The following is a 17,056-nucleotide window of genomic DNA, read 5'->3' on the forward strand; positions in this document are numbered from 1 at the left end:
TATGAATAAGATATATACTTTATTGATCATACTGGTCCTTGGATGTGTTTCTTGTGGTGATTTTTTGGAAGAAGATTCTCAAACATTATCTTATGTGACTAGTGTGGATGATTTAGACGAGCTATTGGTAGGTAGTGGATATTTACAAAATGCGCGAGGAACTTATTATATTATGTCTTGGTTAGATGTAATGGATGATGACGTTCGCCAAAAGTTGACGGGTACTATGCCCGTGAATGGCAATTTTAATTATTTGAGGTTGTTTTTTAACTGGACGAGTTATCCTTGGGATGATGATTATCCTAATCGTTTGGGAGGGAACAAACCTTGGGCTAGATTTTATGAATGTATCGAGATTGCCAATTTGATCTTGGGTGATATTGACCGATTCGAGGGTGAGGAAGGATATGAGCGAGTGAAAGGTGAGGCTTATTTTATTCGAGCTTTCTGGTATTTTTATTTGGTAAATCTTTGGGGATATCCTTACGATGCCACGACCTCGAATGAGAAATTGGGAGTCCCTGTTAAGCTGACAGACTATGTCGAAGTGAAAGGATTTTCTCGAAATACCGTGGAAGAGTGTTACCAGCAAATTTTATCTGATGCCCGACAGGCAATACATTACTTGAAAGGTGTGACACCATCTACAACTTATCGGGCTGGGGAAAACGCCGCCCGGGCGCTGTTGGCTAAAACAGCTTTGTACATGGGCGATTGGAATACCGTCGTGAATCAGAGTGATTCTATTTTCAGTTCACCTAAAGGACTTGCATTGATCGATTTTAATACGACTACGCAAAGTATTTACGCGACGGCTAGTTCCTATAATGCACTAATTCGTTCAAATTCAAGTAGTGAAGCTATATTTGCCGGAGGTTATGCTAGTTCCCCTATTACTCAAATCACGACAGTTTCGACATTTGCTGCTTCTGAGGATTTATTAGGATTGTACGGGGAGAACGATTTGAGGTATGCTTCCGGGAAAAATTCGTATTTTTTCCAATACTCGAGTGGGTATTATGGAAGCTATCGAGTGAACAGCGCATCAAAATTACCGGGAGTTAGTTTGTTGTTTTCAGAGGTTTACCTGAATAAAGCTGAGGCATTGGCTTTATTAGGGAGAGAGTCTGAAGCGATTTCAACTTTGCAGGAATTAAGAGATAAGCGAATGAGTGATGCCGGAACCATAAATGAAACGGGAGAAGATTTGGTGGAATTTATCCGGGATGAGCGTCGTCGTGAACTTTGTTTCGCCGGGCAACGCTGGTTTGATTTGCGGCGTTATGCGGTACATCCGCTCTACCCGAAGAAGACAATAATTACACATCCTTATTATGAGTGGAATGGTAGTGTGGCAGTATTGACGAAAACTTACGTTTTAGGTGAATATCCGGAAGATGGAGGATGGCTGATGCCCATGCCGTCTTACGCGTTGGAATCAAATGATGGAGAATTGGAAGATAATGTCCGTCCGGAGAGATAAAAATGAATAACAATGAAAAGAGTATGATATGAAAACAAAATTGTTATATATTATTGGTTTATGGGGATGTTTATCTCTGATGAGCTGTGGCGATGATGATCACCTTTCTCCCTCGGATTTGGATGGAGATTGGTATGTACTGACCGACTCGGAAGATCCTTTGGATCATTTACGGTACACGGTGTACGAAACGTATGGTATTCCGATTTTTTACAATGACACGATTGGGAGGCAAGACAGGGGAGTGGATAATGCAGGAGTGCCGATTATTTATTATGAGATTTTGAACCCGAATTATTCTATCGAGAGTTCCACGGAGTATGCTCAATACGAGTTGTCCGATAATCCGGAGGCTATCACTGCCGGAGTTGAATTTATCCGGGATGAGATTTTCCCTAGACTTGTTTCTCCTAAATTATATCCCCGTTCATTTTTGTTAGTGAAAACATTGACATTAAATGCCGCATCGACTACAGCTTCATATCGTCATGAGGAGAGTACTTACCGGGGGATGATGACTTCTTGTGTGAGTCAGGTGGAAGAAATTGCCGGAATGACGGATGCTGAAATCAAACGGATGGCATGTAGAGTTGTGGCAGAAGAATATACGACTTATTTGATGGAAAACGCCTCCTCGTTGTTAGAAGCATTCTTGAATGTATGTCGTGCTGAGGTTACGAGTGTCAACTTGTATGCATTGAGTTTGACTACATCTTCGACTCCACCTTATGTGGCTAATTTGGAAGAATACGGTTTTTTGTCTTATGATAAGGAAACAACCTATAACCCGTCGAGAAGTCAGGTCAAGACTATTGGAGAACGTGCCGATGTGCTGGATTACATGACAGAGATATTGACGGATGATGATGATGCGTTTGAAGCAAAGTACGGTTCTTACGAGTATGTAATGAAGAAATACGAGTTAATGAAGACCGTGATGGAACGTTTGAAAACGGTCTTAGAATAGCTGTACAAAGTGTGTTTTAGTGTTTGATCTTTACTTCAGGATGAAGGCTTTTTAAGCTTTTCATCCTGAAGGCTAGGGATCGTATGGTCTGAAAACAGGGATTTTAGTATAATTTAAAATAGTATGTATGAATAAATGGATTGTATGTAGTCTGACATTGCTTTGGATACTGCCGACAGTTCTTTCCGTGGAGGCTTCCGGGAGGAAGAAGAAAAAGGGGAAGGAAGAAATGAAGGTGGAATTGAGCAAGTATGACAAATTGTTTAAAGGAAAAAGGAGTGAAACGGTGAGGGGGGGATTTGTGACGGTGCATAAGGTGGATGGGAAGGTGTACCTCGAGTATCCTTTGAAGTACATGGGGCGAGAGTTGTTATTGGCGGCAGCTTCGACGGCATCCACGGATAATACGGTTTGCACGAACGGGTACAAGGAGAATACCCCGATGCACATCCGGTTTACGCTGGAAGACAGTACCGTACAGATGAGGAAAGTAAATGCCGTGATCGCGGCAAAATCTACGGGGGTGCGGATGGATCGGATCATGGAACAGAATTTTGGCGATCCCATCATGGCGAAGTACAAGGTGTTGGCTTACTCGCCGGATAGTACTGCCGTGGTTTTTGATATGACAGGGATATTCCTGGATGAAGAGGCGGCATTATCTCCGGTACCCAAGGGTAGTGGGTTAATGGAGGTGACGAAGTCATTGAATAAAGATCTTTCTTCCATCCGCGAGGTAAAGGCGTTTGAGGATAATATGTCAGTGAAATCTCAATTGGTCTACAAATATAGTGTTACTTACAACAAGGCAAGAGTGGTGACCGATCAGCCTTTGACCGTGTTGGCTACCCGGTCATTGCTTTTACTACCGGAACGAAAAATGCCTCCCCGCTTGTCCGACAGGCGGATAGGGGTATTTTTAACCTCGAAGCAATATGTTTCGGATCAAGGAGAACCCACGGAAAGGTACACTTACGCCAATCGTTGGTGGTTGGAGCCGAGTGACGTGGAGGCTTATCGCCGGGGAGAATTGACGGAACCCGTAAAACCGATTGTTTTCTACGTGGATACCCTGTTCCCCGAGGCGTGGAAGCAGCCTATTCGGGAAGGTATATTGAAATGGAATCGGGCTTTCGAGAAAATCGGGTTCAAGAATGTCATGCAGGTACGTGAGTTCCCGAAAAACGATCCGGCTTTTGACCCTGATAACCTGAAATATTCCTGCGTGCGTTACGTCCCCACGGGAGTGGCTAACGCGATGGGACCCTCGTGGGTAGACCCGACCACGGGAGAGATATTGAATGCCAGCGTGTTGGTCTACAACAACGTGATTCAGATGTTGAGGAATTGGCGTTTCGTGCAAACGGCTCAAATTGATCCGACGGTGAGAAACAAGGATTTACCGGAAGCATTGATAAATGAATCGCTGGCTTACGTGATTGCCCACGAGATCGGGCATTGTCTTGGACTGATGCACAATATGTCAGCTTCTGCCGCGTACCCCGTGGATTCGCTTCGTTCGGCAAGTTTTACGCGGGAATATGGGACAACCCCCTCGATTATGGATTATGCCCGTTTCAATTACGTGGCGCAACCGGAAGATCGGGGTGTGCGATTGACTCCGCCCGATTTGGGGGTATATGACGAATTCGTGATTCATTGGTTATATTCTCCGGTTTACGGTGTATCCTCAATATGGGAAGAGGCTAAGATATTGGAGACGTGGGTTGACGAGAAAACGGGTGAAAACCCGATGTTGCGCTACGGGCGGCAGCAGATTGCCGGACGCTATGATCCGACCGCTTTGGAAGAAGACCTTGGTGACGATGCGATGAAAGCGGGGGATTACGGGATTAAGAACTTGAAATATATCTTGTCTCATTTGGACGAATGGATCACGGATGACCCGGAAGTCACGAGCCGTCGGGCATTGTACGTGCAAATGATTAACCAGTATTATCGTTATATCCGGAATGTGATGTATAATATCGGGGGAATTTATCTCTCGGACGCGAAAGAGGGAACCGTGAGCGAACGTTACCGTCCGGTGGAACGGGAAATACAAAAAGCTTCTGTGGTTTGGGTGATGAATCAGTTGCGGGATTGCGAATGGCTGGATAATCAAGTATTATTGAAAAAGTTTCCTTTGGGTATCATGTCTTCCCCGGTTGTGGTCGAGGCCGTCGGCAAACAATTGATGACGGCAGCCCGGCGGGTGGCATTAGCGGCATCCTTGGCGGATGAGCCTTATACGACAGAAGAATATTTCGATGATTTGTATCGGGGTATTTGGTCGAGTGCCATCGAGAACCGGAAATTAACCACGGGGGATATGATTTTGCAACGTCTGTTACTGGAGCAATTGAATGAGCAGATGCGCAAGATCGGGGGAAATCGTATCGGACTTACTTCCGGTGATCCCGACGTGTTGCTGGATGAACTTTATGCACCTTCGGTTCTTGATGCGGAGTGTTACGGGGTGGATAAACTCGTTCTGACCACGAGTTTCGGTTCCGGCTACGGTTGGCAAAGACCGTTGGATGTGGCAAATATCGATGAGTCGGCAACATACTACTTCGAGATGGTGTTGCGGATTATAGATTTGTTGGAGTCTAAGATGAAAAGTTTTGACGCCGAAGACCTGCCGCATTACGAGGCAATGCTTTTCGCGATGAAACAGATGGTGGGTAAACAGGCACAAATCAAATAAAACAAGATATATGAGAAAATGGATAATACCGAATATGGTTTTCATTTTGCTGTTGTCGGGATTCTGCTCCTTGGGAAGCGAGAGAAAAGCAAAGAAAAACAAGCAGGAAGAGAAGCGACCGGGCAAGTATGAACAACTGTTTAAAGGTAAAACGTGCACGACGGTTTCGAGTGACTTTATGACCTTACATAAGGTAGACGGGAAACTCTATTTCGAGATGCCGTTGCGTGTTTTGGGACGGGAGATGTTGTTGGCTTCCACTGTCGCAAAGACCAGTAATAATATGGCGGCAGTTTGTGGCTCGACTCCGAACGCTATGCATATTCGTTTCGTGTTGGAGGACAGTACCGTGCAATTGCGCACGGTGGCTTCGACCATGACCGCGAACTTGGAGAACGAGCGAATGAAACAAGTGATGAAACAAGGATACGGTGATCCGATTCTGTTCGGCTATAAGGTACTAGCCTATACACCTGACAGCTCTGCCGTGGTGTTCGACGTGACCAGTCTGTTTCACACGGATATAGCACAATTGTCGCCCCTTGCCAAGATGACCGGGCGCTATGACGTGCAGGGACATATGAAGCCCGCGCAATCCCGGCTCGGTGAGATAAAGGCTTTTGATGATAATGTTTCGATTCGCTCCACGTTGTTATACACGGTGAACGTGTGGTATTCTATCATACCCGTGTTACGACAGGTGGCGGTGACTTTGGAAGCAAACCGGACATTGATGCTTTTGCCTGAAGAGAAAATGCATCCCCGGTTGTCGGATTCCCGCGTGGGTACTTTCCTCACGGATAAACGTTATATCCCGGAAGAAGGAAATGACATTCGTTCCTATTCTTACATACATCGCTGGCGGGTGGAACCGAAAGACGTGGAGGCTTACCGGCAGGGGGTATTGACGGAACCCGTTAAGCCGATCGTGATGTACGTGGATACGGATTTCCCGGAAAGTTGGAAGGAGCCGATCAAGAAAGGAATATTGAGGTGGAACAAGGCTTTCGAGAAAATCGGGTTCAAGAATGCGATTCGGGTAGAGGATTTCCCGACCGATGACCCCGGTTTTGATCCGGATAACTTGAAATATTCTTGCGTGCGCTATGTGCCTTACACGCACGAGAATGCAGAGGCGATTGTTCGGGTTGATCCCATGACGGGAGAAATTCTGAATGCGGGGATATTTGTTTATAACAATGTCACGTGGGCGTTGAATAACTGGCGTCTTCTTCAGACGGCGCAACTCGATCCGTCCGTGAGGACAAAGAAAATGCCCGACGATATTATGAGTGAATCGCTGGAATACGTGATTGCGCACGAGATGGGGCATTGTTTGGGATTGATGCACAATATGGCAGCTTCCAGTGCGTTTCCCGTGGATTCCTTGCGTTCGGTGTCATTTACGCGAAAATACGGCACGACTCCCTCGATCATGGATTACGCCCGTTTCAATTACGTGGCTCAACCCGGTGACAAAGGTGTGAAGTTGACTCCGCCCGATTTGGGCGTGTATGACGAGTACGTGATTAAATGGATGTATACCCCGTTTCCGGATGCGTCTTCCGTGCAGGAAGAGGCGAAGATACTGGAGGCTTGGGTGGACGAGAAAGCCGGAGACCCCATGTATCGTTACGGGAGAGAGCAGGATAGGAATCGTTATGATCCCTCTGCATTGGAAGAAGATTTGGGGGATGATGCCTTGAAAGCGGGTGACTACGGGATTGCCAATTTGAAATATATTATTGAAAATATAAATGACTGGATAGAGGAAGATGTTTCGGCAGAGCACCGCAAGCAGTTATACTCGAATCTAACCAAACAATACGAGCGTTACTTGATGAACGTGTTGTATAATATCGGGGGAATTTACTTGAATCAAGTGAAAGAAGGGACTCCCGGAGAGAAATTCAGACCTGTGCCGAGAGAGGTGCAGAAAGCTTCCGTGAACTGGTTACTTCGGCAATTGAGAGAGGGGGCGTGGTTGGATAACCGGGATTTGGTAGACCGTTTCGGGTTAGGGATTCCGGCATCATGGCGGGTGAGGACTTCGGTGTTGAATGCTTTGTTTAATCGTGCGGCTTGCGTCACGCTGTCATCTCACCTTTCCGATGATCCTTACACGATGAATGAATTTGCCGAGGATGTTTACCGGGGAATTTGGGCGAGCGCCTTGGAAGGTCGGGCATCGACAAGAACCGACCGGTTGATGCAGAGAACTTGGTTGAGCAAATCCAGAATGCCGGTGTCGTATGTCGGTGGGAATCGCTTCAGCCTGCAATCGGCAGCCTCAGCTTATGCCGTTACTCCCGAAGAAAGTTGGGTGTATAATCTGGAACAAGGCCATTTGACAGAGGAAATCATGGAACGGTTGTGGGAACAGGGACTGGAAAACATACCCCATGTACGGCAGCCGGAAGCGGAGTGGACAAATTTCGGGCACGGCTACGGCTGGCAGGGAGAAGTCAATAGCAAAGTGCTGAATAACGAGGATGTCTATTTTTATAAAATGGTGCGGGAATGCCGGGATATGCTGGAGAAAAAAGTGCTGACGGCTCCCGAGGAGGATCGTCCCCATTATCGGGCAATGCTTTTAATGGCACAAAAGATATTGATAGAAAGAAAGTAGTATGAATGTAATAAAATATGGTATGAAAAATTGGATTGTATTGTTAATCACTGTGTTTATGGTGAATGCCTGTTTGCTGACGGTAGAGGCCGCGGAAAGGAAGAAAAAAACGACGAAAAAAGAGGAAACGGTTGCGAAGCCTCCCGTGAAGAAACTCAGTAAATACGAGAGGTTGTTCAAGGGAAAATCGCACGAGATGGCAAAGGGTGGTTTTATGACGCTTCATAAAGTGGACGGAAAATTATATTTCGAGATGCCGCTTGCCGTGATGGGAAAAGATATGTTACTGGCTTCTACGACCACGGAAACCAGTGATAACTCGGTTTCCACGAACGGGTATAAAGTCAAGGAGCCCATGCATATCTGTTTCACGCTGGCGGATAGTATGGTACATATGCGAAAAGTTAATTCCTACGTGAGTTATGACAAAAAAGACCCTCGTATTCAACGGGTGATTGATCAGAATTTTATCAACCCGATTATAGAGGGATACAAGGTGTTGGCTTACAATGCCGACAGTACGGCGGTGGTTTTCGAGATGACGGCGTTATTTACCGGTGGTGATGCTGCCGTGACTCCTATGGTGGATGAGGCTTTCCCGCTGGCATTCCGCAATTCGATTAACAAATCTTTGTCGACTATAGATGGTATAAAAGCGTTCGAGGACAATGTTTCTATCAAATCAGCACTTTCCTACAACGTGAGTGCCAAGTACTTGAACACTATCCTCTACGAGAATCGTCCCGTGTCAATCAAAGTTACCCGTACTCTCTTGCTTTTACCGGAAGACCGGATGCGTCCCCGTATTTCGGATTCTCGTATCGGTATCTTCTTGACAAACAAACAATATATCGCTAATGACGCCGACCAGTTGCAACGTTATTCACTGGCACATCGCTGGCGCTTGGAGCCTAAAGATATGGAAGCTTACAAGCGGGGAGAGCTGGTGGAACCCGTGAAACCGATCGTGTTCTATCTGGATAATCTTTTCCCGGAGGAGTGGAAACAACCTATCCGCACGGGGGTGTTGAGATGGAACAGGGCTTTCGAGAAAATCGGTTTCAAGAACGTGGTGCAAGTGTTGGACTTTCCGACTAATGATCCCGATTTCGACCCCGATAATTTGAAATATTCCTGTATCCGCTACGTGCCTTCCAGCACGCAGAATGCCATGGGGCCTTCTTGGGTAGACCCGATGACCGGGGAGATATTGAATGCTTCAATCTTGGTTTACAACGATATCGTGAAGATGTTGAATTATTGGCGTTTCGTGCAAACGGCACAGATTGATCCGAGAGTGCGAGGCAAAAAATTACCGAAAGACGTGTTGGAAGAGTCAATGGCCTACGTGTTGGCGCACGAGATGGGGCACTGCCTCGGACTGATGCACAATATGTCCGCTTCCGCCGCTTATCCCGTGGATTCGTTGCGTTCTGCTGCGTTCACTCAAAAATATGGAACAACGCCCTCTATCATGGATTATGCGCGTTTCAATTACGTGGCGCAACCGAATGATAAAGGGGTAAGACTTACCCCGCCCGATTTGGGCGTGTATGATTTGTATGCTATCAAATGGTTGTACACTCCCGTTCCGGAAGCTAAAGATATTTTCGAGGAAGCTAAAATTACGGAATCATGGATAGATGAAAAAGCCGGCGATCCTTTGTATCGTTACGGGAAACAACAGATGTCCAGTCGTTATGACCCGAGTGCCTTGGAAGAAGATTTGGGTGATGACCCGATTAAAGCAGGGGATTATGGTATCAAGAACTTGAAATATATCCTCAAGAATTTGAATAACTGGATACAGGATGACGAATCGGCTGAACATCGGCAGGAACTTTACAGCCAGATCGTGAAACAATACGGTCGTTATTTGCAAAACGCGGTTTATTGTATCGGGGGAATCTACTTGACGGAAGCCAAAGACGGCAGCGTTGACAAGCGATTCCGTTCTGTACCTCGTGAAAGGCAGAAGGCAGCCATGAAATGGGTGACCAAGCAATTGCAGGATAACGATTGGTTGGATAGCCGGGAAGTTTGCTCGAAGTTCAAACTCAGCACGAAAGCCTCTTCCGAACTCAATGCTTCTGTTGCCGGAATTTTGACTAAAATATACATGAACGTGACCTTATCCTCTTATTTGGCGGAGAAAAACCCTTATACGTTGCGGGAATTCTTTGACGATTTCTATACCGGGGCATGGGATGCCGCTATCCGTAACCGGAAACTCACGCATGGGGATAAAATCATGCAAAAGACCATGCTGGACATGATGTCCCGTTCCGTGTCCTCTATCGGGGGAAACAAAATCGGATTGGTGAGTGTCAACAATATTTCGGCAGAAGTAGCTTATGCTCCCACGATTGATGAGATATGCCTGTACGGGTTGGACGAGAGCGGTATGATTGATAAGTATGCCCAAGACTTGAAAGAAGTGGAACAGCGGGAAGGGAAGGCTTATCTGGTCGGGTTGATGAAACAAACCGGTTTCGGTTATGGTTACGGGTGGCAGAACTGGGTTCGCTCGACTGCCATTGACGAATCTGCCGTTTATTATTACGAAACGGCGACCAAAATCGCTTCTTTGTTGCAACGTCGTGTTGCTTCTGCAAATGCAACCGACAAACCGCATTATCAAGCCATGCTGTTCGCCGTGAAACAGATGCTGGGGAATAAATAAAAATGAGTTCATAAAGTTTGTATTTCAGCTCCTCCTCTGTTTATAGAGGAGGTGGCTGCGAAGCAGACGGAGGAGTTTGTTGCAATACTCACTTTTCACAAGAAAAGATCCGGATATCACGAGTACTTCAACGAACTCCCTCCCCCCTTCGGGGTACTCCCTCTATAAACAGAGGGAGAGCTAGTTACTCTCTCCGCTTCGGGAAACTTTTCATTCATATTATCTGAAAATTAATAACCTCTTCTAATGTAAAAAAGCATGAAACATACAAGATTTATTCTTCTGGGGGTGGTTTGGTTCATTGTTGTATTCGGTTGTGCGGGTAAGACGGGGCAGACAAAAGCGAAATACGTGTTTTATTTTATCGGTGACGGAATGGGCGTGAACCAAGTGATTGGGACAGAGATGTATATGGCGGAGTTAGAGGGACGTGTCGGAACGAAAGTGCTCTCTTTTACTACTTTCCCGGTTCGCAATTACGTGACCACTTATTCCGGTACAAATTCGGTGACTTGTTCGGCTGCCGCCGGAACGGCTCTGGCGACCGGGGTAAAAACACAAAACGGGCATATCGGGATGGATCGGGAACGTAATCCGTTATCCAGTATCGCGTGGAAGGCGAAACAAGCCGGGAAGCGGGTGGGGGTTACCACGAGTGTGGCGATCAATCATGCCACGCCTGCCGTCTTTTACGCTTGTCAGCCGGATCGGAAGATGTATTACGAGATTGGGACAGATGCCGCTAAAGCCGGATTTGATTTTTACGGTGGTGCCGGATTGAAGCAGGTCTTTTCCCCCCGTGATTCTTCGGCTGTCGATCTCTATTCTTTGTTACGTGATTCCGGTTACGTGATTATTGACCATACGCGGGATTTTCAAGCATTATCCGGTGGGGCGAAGAAAGTGGTTTACGTGCAACCGGAGGATTGTGCCAACCCGTCGAGTTTGCCTGCCGTACTTGACCGGACGAGTGGTGATCTTACACTTTCGGATATTACCGAAAAGGCAATTCAGTTTTTGTCGGGGCGAAATGACGACGGTTTTTTCCTCATGGTGGAGGGAGGTATTATTGATTGGCTCTGCCATGCCAATGACGGGGCGGCAGCTTTTCACGAAGTTGTCGATTTTTCGGAGGCGATAGGGAAAGCTCTTGATTTTTACAAGGCGTATCCCGATGAAACCCTGATTGTCGTGACTGCTGACCACGAAACCGGAGGATTGGCTTTGGGGAACGGTCCTTATGAATTGAATCTGAAAGTTTTGGCAAATCAAAAAAGTTCGATTATCGGTTTAACCCGGAAACTGAAGCAATTGCAAGAAAACAAAGGGAATACACTAACTTACCGTGATTTGCGGGAATTATTGAATAAAGAGTGTGGTTTCGGTGGTGCGGTCGAGTTATCCCCGGATGAGGAACAATTATTGAAAACTGCTTGCATGAGCTCCCTTACTCCCGAGGGAATGCGGCTTTTGCGGAGCGAACACGCTTTAGTAAATCCCGTGGCACAGACCGCCGTGGAAATACTGAACCGTAAAGCTATGATTCAATGGTCAAGCGGCGGGCATTCGGCAGGGGCTGTTCCTGTTTATGCGATTGGTGTCGGGGCGGAACAATTCGGCAGTATCTCGGATAACACGGAAATCTATGGTGTGATAAAGCGGGTGGCGGGATATTAGTCCTATAGAGAACCCACTGTAATTATACCCAAGACCTAGGGAAATAAGTAAAAAGGAACGTAGTCCGGACAGTTTCGCTCTATTGATTCTATATGAAAGATTATAGGATGTCCAGAGGATAAACGGAGGAAGAACGAAAGAGGGGTATGACTTGGGTATAACTTCTTTGGGATTACAGTGGGTCTTGTATGAATCAGCCCCGGTTTCTTTTGAAAAAGACCGGGGCTGAATATATTTAATATTTGAAGGAACTTCCACCCAGAAATTCTCGAAGAATCGAGGTCGGCGGGATTTCCCGGGTCGGTACGGCTTGCACGTACGAGAAGAATTTCAGCAAGCGGGTTGCTTTCGAGTGTTCCGGGTATTTTACCAGAACTTCTTCCAACAGGGGAACGGCTTGTTGTTTCAATGCACCGAGTTCGTACGCCAATGCCGAGTTGAACATGACGTCTGCTTCTTCCTGATAGGGAACGATGTGTTTTTGTTCCCCGGAAAGGACGCTTTCCCATCTTTTCAGTGTATCCAGAGCCGAGTAACCGCGGTATTTGTGATCTCTGACCATACGGCGAATCAAGCGATTGTCCGACGGGTTAATGATATTGTGATCATCAATAGAGATAGCGGTTAATGCCGAGATAAATATCTTGAACAGACTCTCTTGCGGGAGATATTCGGTTAATTTAGGGTTCAACCCGTGGATTCCTTCCACGATAATCACGTTGTTTTTGGATATTTTTAATTTTTCACCATCATAGAAGCGTTGTCCAGTTTCGAACGAGAACTTGGGGATTTCGACTTCCTCGCCTCGCAACAGTCGGACGATATTGTCATTAAACGTGCTGATATCTAACGCGTCAATGGTTTCAAAATCATATTCGCCTTTTTCATCTTTAGGAGTTTGTTCCCGGTTCACGAAATAATTATCCAACGAGAGATTGACCGGCTTGATACCGTTTACCAGAAGTTGGATAGCCAGTCGTTTGCCGAAAGTCGTTTTCCCGGATGAAGAGGGACCGGCGATTAATATTACTTTTAGTTTTTTTCTTCTTTTCCGGATCATGTCGGCGATCAAAGAAATTTTCTTCTCGTGAAGCGCTTCGCTGACTTTAATCATTTCGCCGGCATGGCGGTGTTCGATGGCTTGATTCAAGTGCCCGATTTGCGAGACTTCCAGTACTTTACCCCAGCGCTTGAATTCGCTGAACGTGTTATATAGTTTTTCCTGCGGGTAATACGGAAGTATCTCGGTCGGGTTCATCCGGTCGGGAAGCAAAAGCAACATTCCGTCTTTATAGTCCATCAGATCGAATACTTTCAGGCATCCGGTAGAGGGAGCCAATGTCCCGTAGAAATAGTCGCACGTGCCGTCTATTGAATAAACAGAGGTGAATAGTTTACCCCGGGATGAAAGTAAGAGTTCCTTGTCTTTCAGTCCTTGGCGTTTAAATAATTTGATGGCTTCTTCCGTCGGGTATTCCGTTCGCGTGATTTCGTAGTCATGATCAATGATGCGTTGCATTTCCGCTTTGATCGTGTCGATCCGTTCACCCGTGAGGATGACGTCCTTGTTTGCCAGACGACAGAATACCCCGTTGGAGAGTTGATACTCCACGATTAGGGTTTTCTTCCCGAAAAGATTGATTACCGCCTTGTAAAGTACGAACAACAGCGACCGCGTATACACGCTGTACCCGTCCAATGTAGTTACGTCTACAAAGTTGACGTATTTCGGGTTATATATTTCATAATGAAGGTCACGCACCTCGTTGTTGACCAAGGCACCCAATATGTTTTGGTGATTATCGGGGAACACGATTTTTTTGAATTCTTTCAAGCTGGAGCCTGTCGGAATCTGATAGGCTTCCTGTGTATTTTCACAAAATACAATTATTTTATTTTTTTCCATGTTTCGAGTCATTTATGTAATTCACATTGACAAAGATTGCAAATAACGTGCCGCAAACTTTATTTATATGCTTCCTTGTTTTCCGGGATCAATATATAGTAAGTTTTATGTTTTCCGTTTTTTAATGATGTTTGTCTGAGCCATGGGTTGAATCGTTTCAACGTTTTGTACGTGATCCCGTGTTCTTGGGCAAAGTCCGCCAAGTCCTTGATTGATTTGGTAACCTTGACTTGTGTTGTCGGCTCGATGGGGTATTTGATCCCCACGTGGAAGTTGTACAAGTGAGGGTTTTCCATGATCTGTTTCAGCGCCATCATGCGGTAGACGTAGCGACCCGTTTCTTCCCCCATCAGCAGGTCGTAGAAGTACTTCTCTTTCTGGCGGTCTATTTGTTTGGAGAGCATATTCATCCCCCCGTTGTAGGATGCGGCAGCCGCTGTCCACGAACCGAATTTCTCGTGTGCTTTTTTTAGGTAGGCACAAGCGGCACGGGTGGCCTTTTCGATATGGTAGCGTTCGTCCACGTCGTTCGTGACTTCAAGCCCGAGTTCTTTTGCCGTGCCGCTCATCAATTGCCATATCCCGACGGCTCCCGCGTAAGATACCGCTAAGGGGTTGAGGCTGCTTTCAATGACGGCGAGGTATTTGAAATCGTTCGGTATGCCCTCTTCTTTTAAGATAGGTTCTATGATATGGAAATAGCGGGGGGCATTTTTAATTACCTGTATCGTGTGTGAATGAAGATTCGTGTTGACGATCAATTCTTTCTTGAATGCTTCAATCACGTCGATTCTTTCCAAGGGGACCCGTTCCCCCGCCAGATAGAATGTGTCGGGACAAAATACGTCTGACGGCAATAAGAAATGCGGTATATATTCCTCTTCTTCCGGTGCCTCAAACTCCTGTTTGTAGACGTAATATCCGATTATGGCGCTGTTTATTAAGACTAGTATAGTCAAGAATGTTATTATAATATTTTTTTGCACGGCTAATGAATTTATATTTTTCGAATATACGGGTTTTTCCCTACTTTTTGTTGCAAAAATAGAGAAAAAGAGTTTATAAATCCTTTTACAGTTTTTTCTGTTGCCATTTCACGTATCTCAAGTAAAACCAAGAAACGATACCGATAAGCATGCCATAGGTGACTTCGACAGTCCACACGAATTCTACGTTAGCGTGCACAACGGTGGTAAGCAGCCATGTCTGGAATGTGTAGAACACGAGTACGAATGATTCGAGTATCAAGGCATGAGTCGTGTTACCCGTTCCGGATATGGCTTCAAAGAACGTGATCCCGAAGCAGAAGCTGAGCGCGGCTAATCCGACCACGTAAAGGGAAGGCATGGAGGCGGTAATCAGATCACTGCTGTTGGAGTAGATAGATAACACCTGTTGCGGGAAGATATAGCATATCAATAACACCGGAAGCACGCTTAGCATGGCGAGTTTCATGATCCGCCGCAAGGTACGCATGATCTCCGGTTGCCGTTGTTCCCCGATGAGTCGGCTGGTAAGGGTATTGGCTGTCGCCCCGTAACCGAAGACGGGGATAAGTATCAGCATATAAACGCTACGGACGACGATCGTGATGGCGATAGGACGTTCGCCCATGTGCTCGATGAGCATGAAAAAGATGTACCATGTCCCGAAAGACAATAGTTTTTGCAACATGGTGGGGAACGCTGTTTTAAGCACGGTCAGCATGAGCCATCCTTCCAGTTTGTGGAAGGAGAATAAGGCGTACTGTTTGATGGGGAGTTTCAGCAACGTGTAGAAAATAAAAATCAAGAACGCCGATATTTCAGCCATGACGGAGGCTAGGGCGGCTCCGCCGACTCCCATCTCGGGGAAACCGAATTTACCGAAGATCAACAGATAATTGAATACCACGTTGATCGTTGCCATAGCGGCAGTGGAGTAGCCTATGATTTTCGTGTTGGAGAGCCCGATATATAAAGCCCTGAACAAGAAGTTGAAGCACACGAATATAATCCCGTAATGGCGGTATGACATGTATTCCATCGCCGCCTCGTAGATATTGGGCGACTGTATGGAAGCTCCCAAGAGTACATCACTGAAATATCGTTGAATGAGGAATAGCGACGTGGATAGCAGAAACACGAAACATAACCCGTGCTCGAAAACAACTCCGATCCGGTTCAGACGTCCTTCTCCCAACCGCCGTGCCACGATGATCTGGATCCCGATGGAAAATCCCCATGCCAGCGTGGAAAACACGTAATAGTAGATTCCTGCCATGGCGGAAGCACCTAGGGCGATCTCGCTGACACGCCCCAGAAAGGCGGTGTCCGTTAAGGTAATGAGTGTTTGTGCCAAACTTCCAAGGATAATAGGGTAGGCTATATTCCAAACTGTTTTGTTCGTGATGACCGTCTTCATGTGTTCTTGTTTTGGCTGCAAAATTAACGGATAATCTTTATAAATTGCAGAATAAATCGTAACTTCGTGGGTTATAAATTTAAATTCAAGCAAAAATGACAATAGAAGAGCAAGTTAGTAAGGGCATCATGGCAGCCATGAAAGCGAAAGATACGATCCGCCTTGAGGTTTTAAGAAATATAAAGAAGGTCTTCATCGAGGCTAAATCCGTGGCAGGAGCCCCGGAGCAGATTGCCGACAGCGAAAGTATCAAGATCATCCAGAAATTGGCAAAACAAGGACGGGAGTCTGCCGAAATTTACAAGCAACAGGGGCGTGAGGATTTGTACGCTCATGAAATGGCTCAAGTGGAGGTGATGAACGAGTTTTTGCCGAAACAGTTGAATGAAGATGAATTGCGTGTTGCCTTGAAAGGAATTATCGAGAAAACGGGTGCAACTTCAGCCAAAGAAATGGGGAAAGTGATGGGTGTTGCTACCAAAGAGTTGGCCGGAATAGCTGACGGCAAAATGATTTCCGCTATTGTAAAAGAGTTGTTGGCGTAATCACGTGCTAATAAGTCCGCGTAAGATCGGGGTATTTTATTGATTCCGTCTAT

At 46.1% G+C, this 17,056-nt stretch carries 10 protein-coding genes; 7 read left to right on the plus strand and 3 right to left on the minus strand.

All coding sequences use genetic code 11. The features are described from left to right. The first annotated feature begins 1 nt into the window (after position 1). From Q5866_RS04410 to Q5866_RS04435, 6 genes are all read left to right on the plus strand, one after another. Entirely contained in the window at positions 2-1,483 is a 1,482-nt protein-coding gene (locus tag Q5866_RS04410; RefSeq protein WP_303179080.1) for a RagB/SusD family nutrient uptake outer membrane protein, read from the plus strand. Positions 1,484-1,511: 28 nt separating this feature from the next. After that, positions 1,512-2,450 (plus strand): hypothetical protein, encoded by a 939-nt coding sequence (locus tag Q5866_RS04415; protein ID WP_303179082.1) that lies wholly within the window; start codon positions 1,512-1,514, stop codon positions 2,448-2,450. Positions 2,451-2,577: 127 nt separating this feature from the next. Then, positions 2,578-5,160 carry a zinc-dependent metalloprotease gene (locus tag Q5866_RS04420; RefSeq protein ID WP_303179084.1) on the plus strand — a complete coding sequence of 861 codons (2,583 nt, stop codon included), beginning with the start codon at positions 2,578-2,580 and terminating at the stop codon, positions 5,158-5,160. Positions 5,161-5,170: 10 nt separating this feature from the next. After that, positions 5,171-7,789, plus strand: coding sequence for a zinc-dependent metalloprotease (locus tag Q5866_RS04425; protein ID WP_303179086.1), 2,619 nt, complete (start codon positions 5,171-5,173; stop codon positions 7,787-7,789). A gap of 22 nt (positions 7,790-7,811) precedes the next feature. After that, complete coding sequence (locus tag Q5866_RS04430) at positions 7,812-10,472, plus strand: zinc-dependent metalloprotease (RefSeq protein WP_303179088.1); 2,661 nt, start codon at positions 7,812-7,814, stop codon at positions 10,470-10,472. 258 nt (positions 10,473-10,730) lie between these two features. After that, complete coding sequence (locus Q5866_RS04435) at positions 10,731-12,149, plus strand: alkaline phosphatase (protein ID WP_303179089.1); 1,419 nt, start codon at positions 10,731-10,733, stop codon at positions 12,147-12,149. A gap of 235 nt (positions 12,150-12,384) precedes the next feature. Here Q5866_RS04435 and Q5866_RS04440 read toward each other — a convergent pair whose 3' ends face one another. The 3 genes from Q5866_RS04440 to Q5866_RS04450 form a co-directional block, all read right to left on the minus strand. Beyond that, positions 12,385-14,055, minus strand: coding sequence for a nucleoside kinase (locus Q5866_RS04440; RefSeq protein ID WP_227217456.1), 1,671 nt, complete (start codon positions 14,053-14,055; stop codon positions 12,385-12,387). Positions 14,056-14,114: 59 nt separating this feature from the next. Continuing rightward, a complete protein-coding gene (locus Q5866_RS04445; protein ID WP_303179092.1) occupies positions 14,115-15,014 on the minus strand; it encodes a lytic transglycosylase domain-containing protein in 900 nt (299 codons plus the stop codon). 112 nt (positions 15,015-15,126) lie between these two features. After that, on the minus strand, positions 15,127-16,458 hold the full coding sequence (locus tag Q5866_RS04450; RefSeq protein WP_303179094.1) for an MATE family efflux transporter: 1,332 nt from the start codon (positions 16,456-16,458) through the stop codon (positions 15,127-15,129). A gap of 95 nt (positions 16,459-16,553) precedes the next feature. On the opposite strand from Q5866_RS04450, the gene Q5866_RS04455 reads away from it, so the two are divergent. Then, on the plus strand, positions 16,554-17,003 hold the full coding sequence (locus Q5866_RS04455) for a GatB/YqeY domain-containing protein (RefSeq protein WP_303179096.1): 450 nt from the start codon (positions 16,554-16,556) through the stop codon (positions 17,001-17,003). Positions 17,004-17,056 lie beyond the last annotated feature (53 nt).

This window comes from uncultured Butyricimonas sp. (assembly GCF_959596855.1).
GTDB classification, from domain to species: domain Bacteria; phylum Bacteroidota; class Bacteroidia; order Bacteroidales; family Marinifilaceae; genus Butyricimonas; species Butyricimonas muris.

Coding starts and splice junctions, on each gene's coding strand:
- Q5866_RS04415 (WP_303179082.1), top strand. CDS start 1,512: ATGAAAACAAAATTGTTATATATTATTGGTTTATGGGGATGTTTATCT.
- Q5866_RS04430 (WP_303179088.1), top strand. CDS start 7,812: ATGAAAAATTGGATTGTATTGTTAATCACTGTGTTTATGGTGAATGCC.
- Q5866_RS04410 (WP_303179080.1), top strand. CDS start 2: ATGAATAAGATATATACTTTATTGATCATACTGGTCCTTGGATGTGTT.
- Q5866_RS04455 (WP_303179096.1), top strand. CDS start 16,554: ATGACAATAGAAGAGCAAGTTAGTAAGGGCATCATGGCAGCCATGAAA.
- Q5866_RS04450 (WP_303179094.1), bottom strand. CDS start 16,458: ATGAAGACGGTCATCACGAACAAAACAGTTTGGAATATAGCCTACCCT.
- Q5866_RS04420 (WP_303179084.1), top strand. CDS start 2,578: ATGAATAAATGGATTGTATGTAGTCTGACATTGCTTTGGATACTGCCG.
- Q5866_RS04425 (WP_303179086.1), top strand. CDS start 5,171: ATGAGAAAATGGATAATACCGAATATGGTTTTCATTTTGCTGTTGTCG.
- Q5866_RS04435 (WP_303179089.1), top strand. CDS start 10,731: ATGAAACATACAAGATTTATTCTTCTGGGGGTGGTTTGGTTCATTGTT.
- Q5866_RS04440 (WP_227217456.1), bottom strand. CDS start 14,055: ATGGAAAAAAATAAAATAATTGTATTTTGTGAAAATACACAGGAAGCC.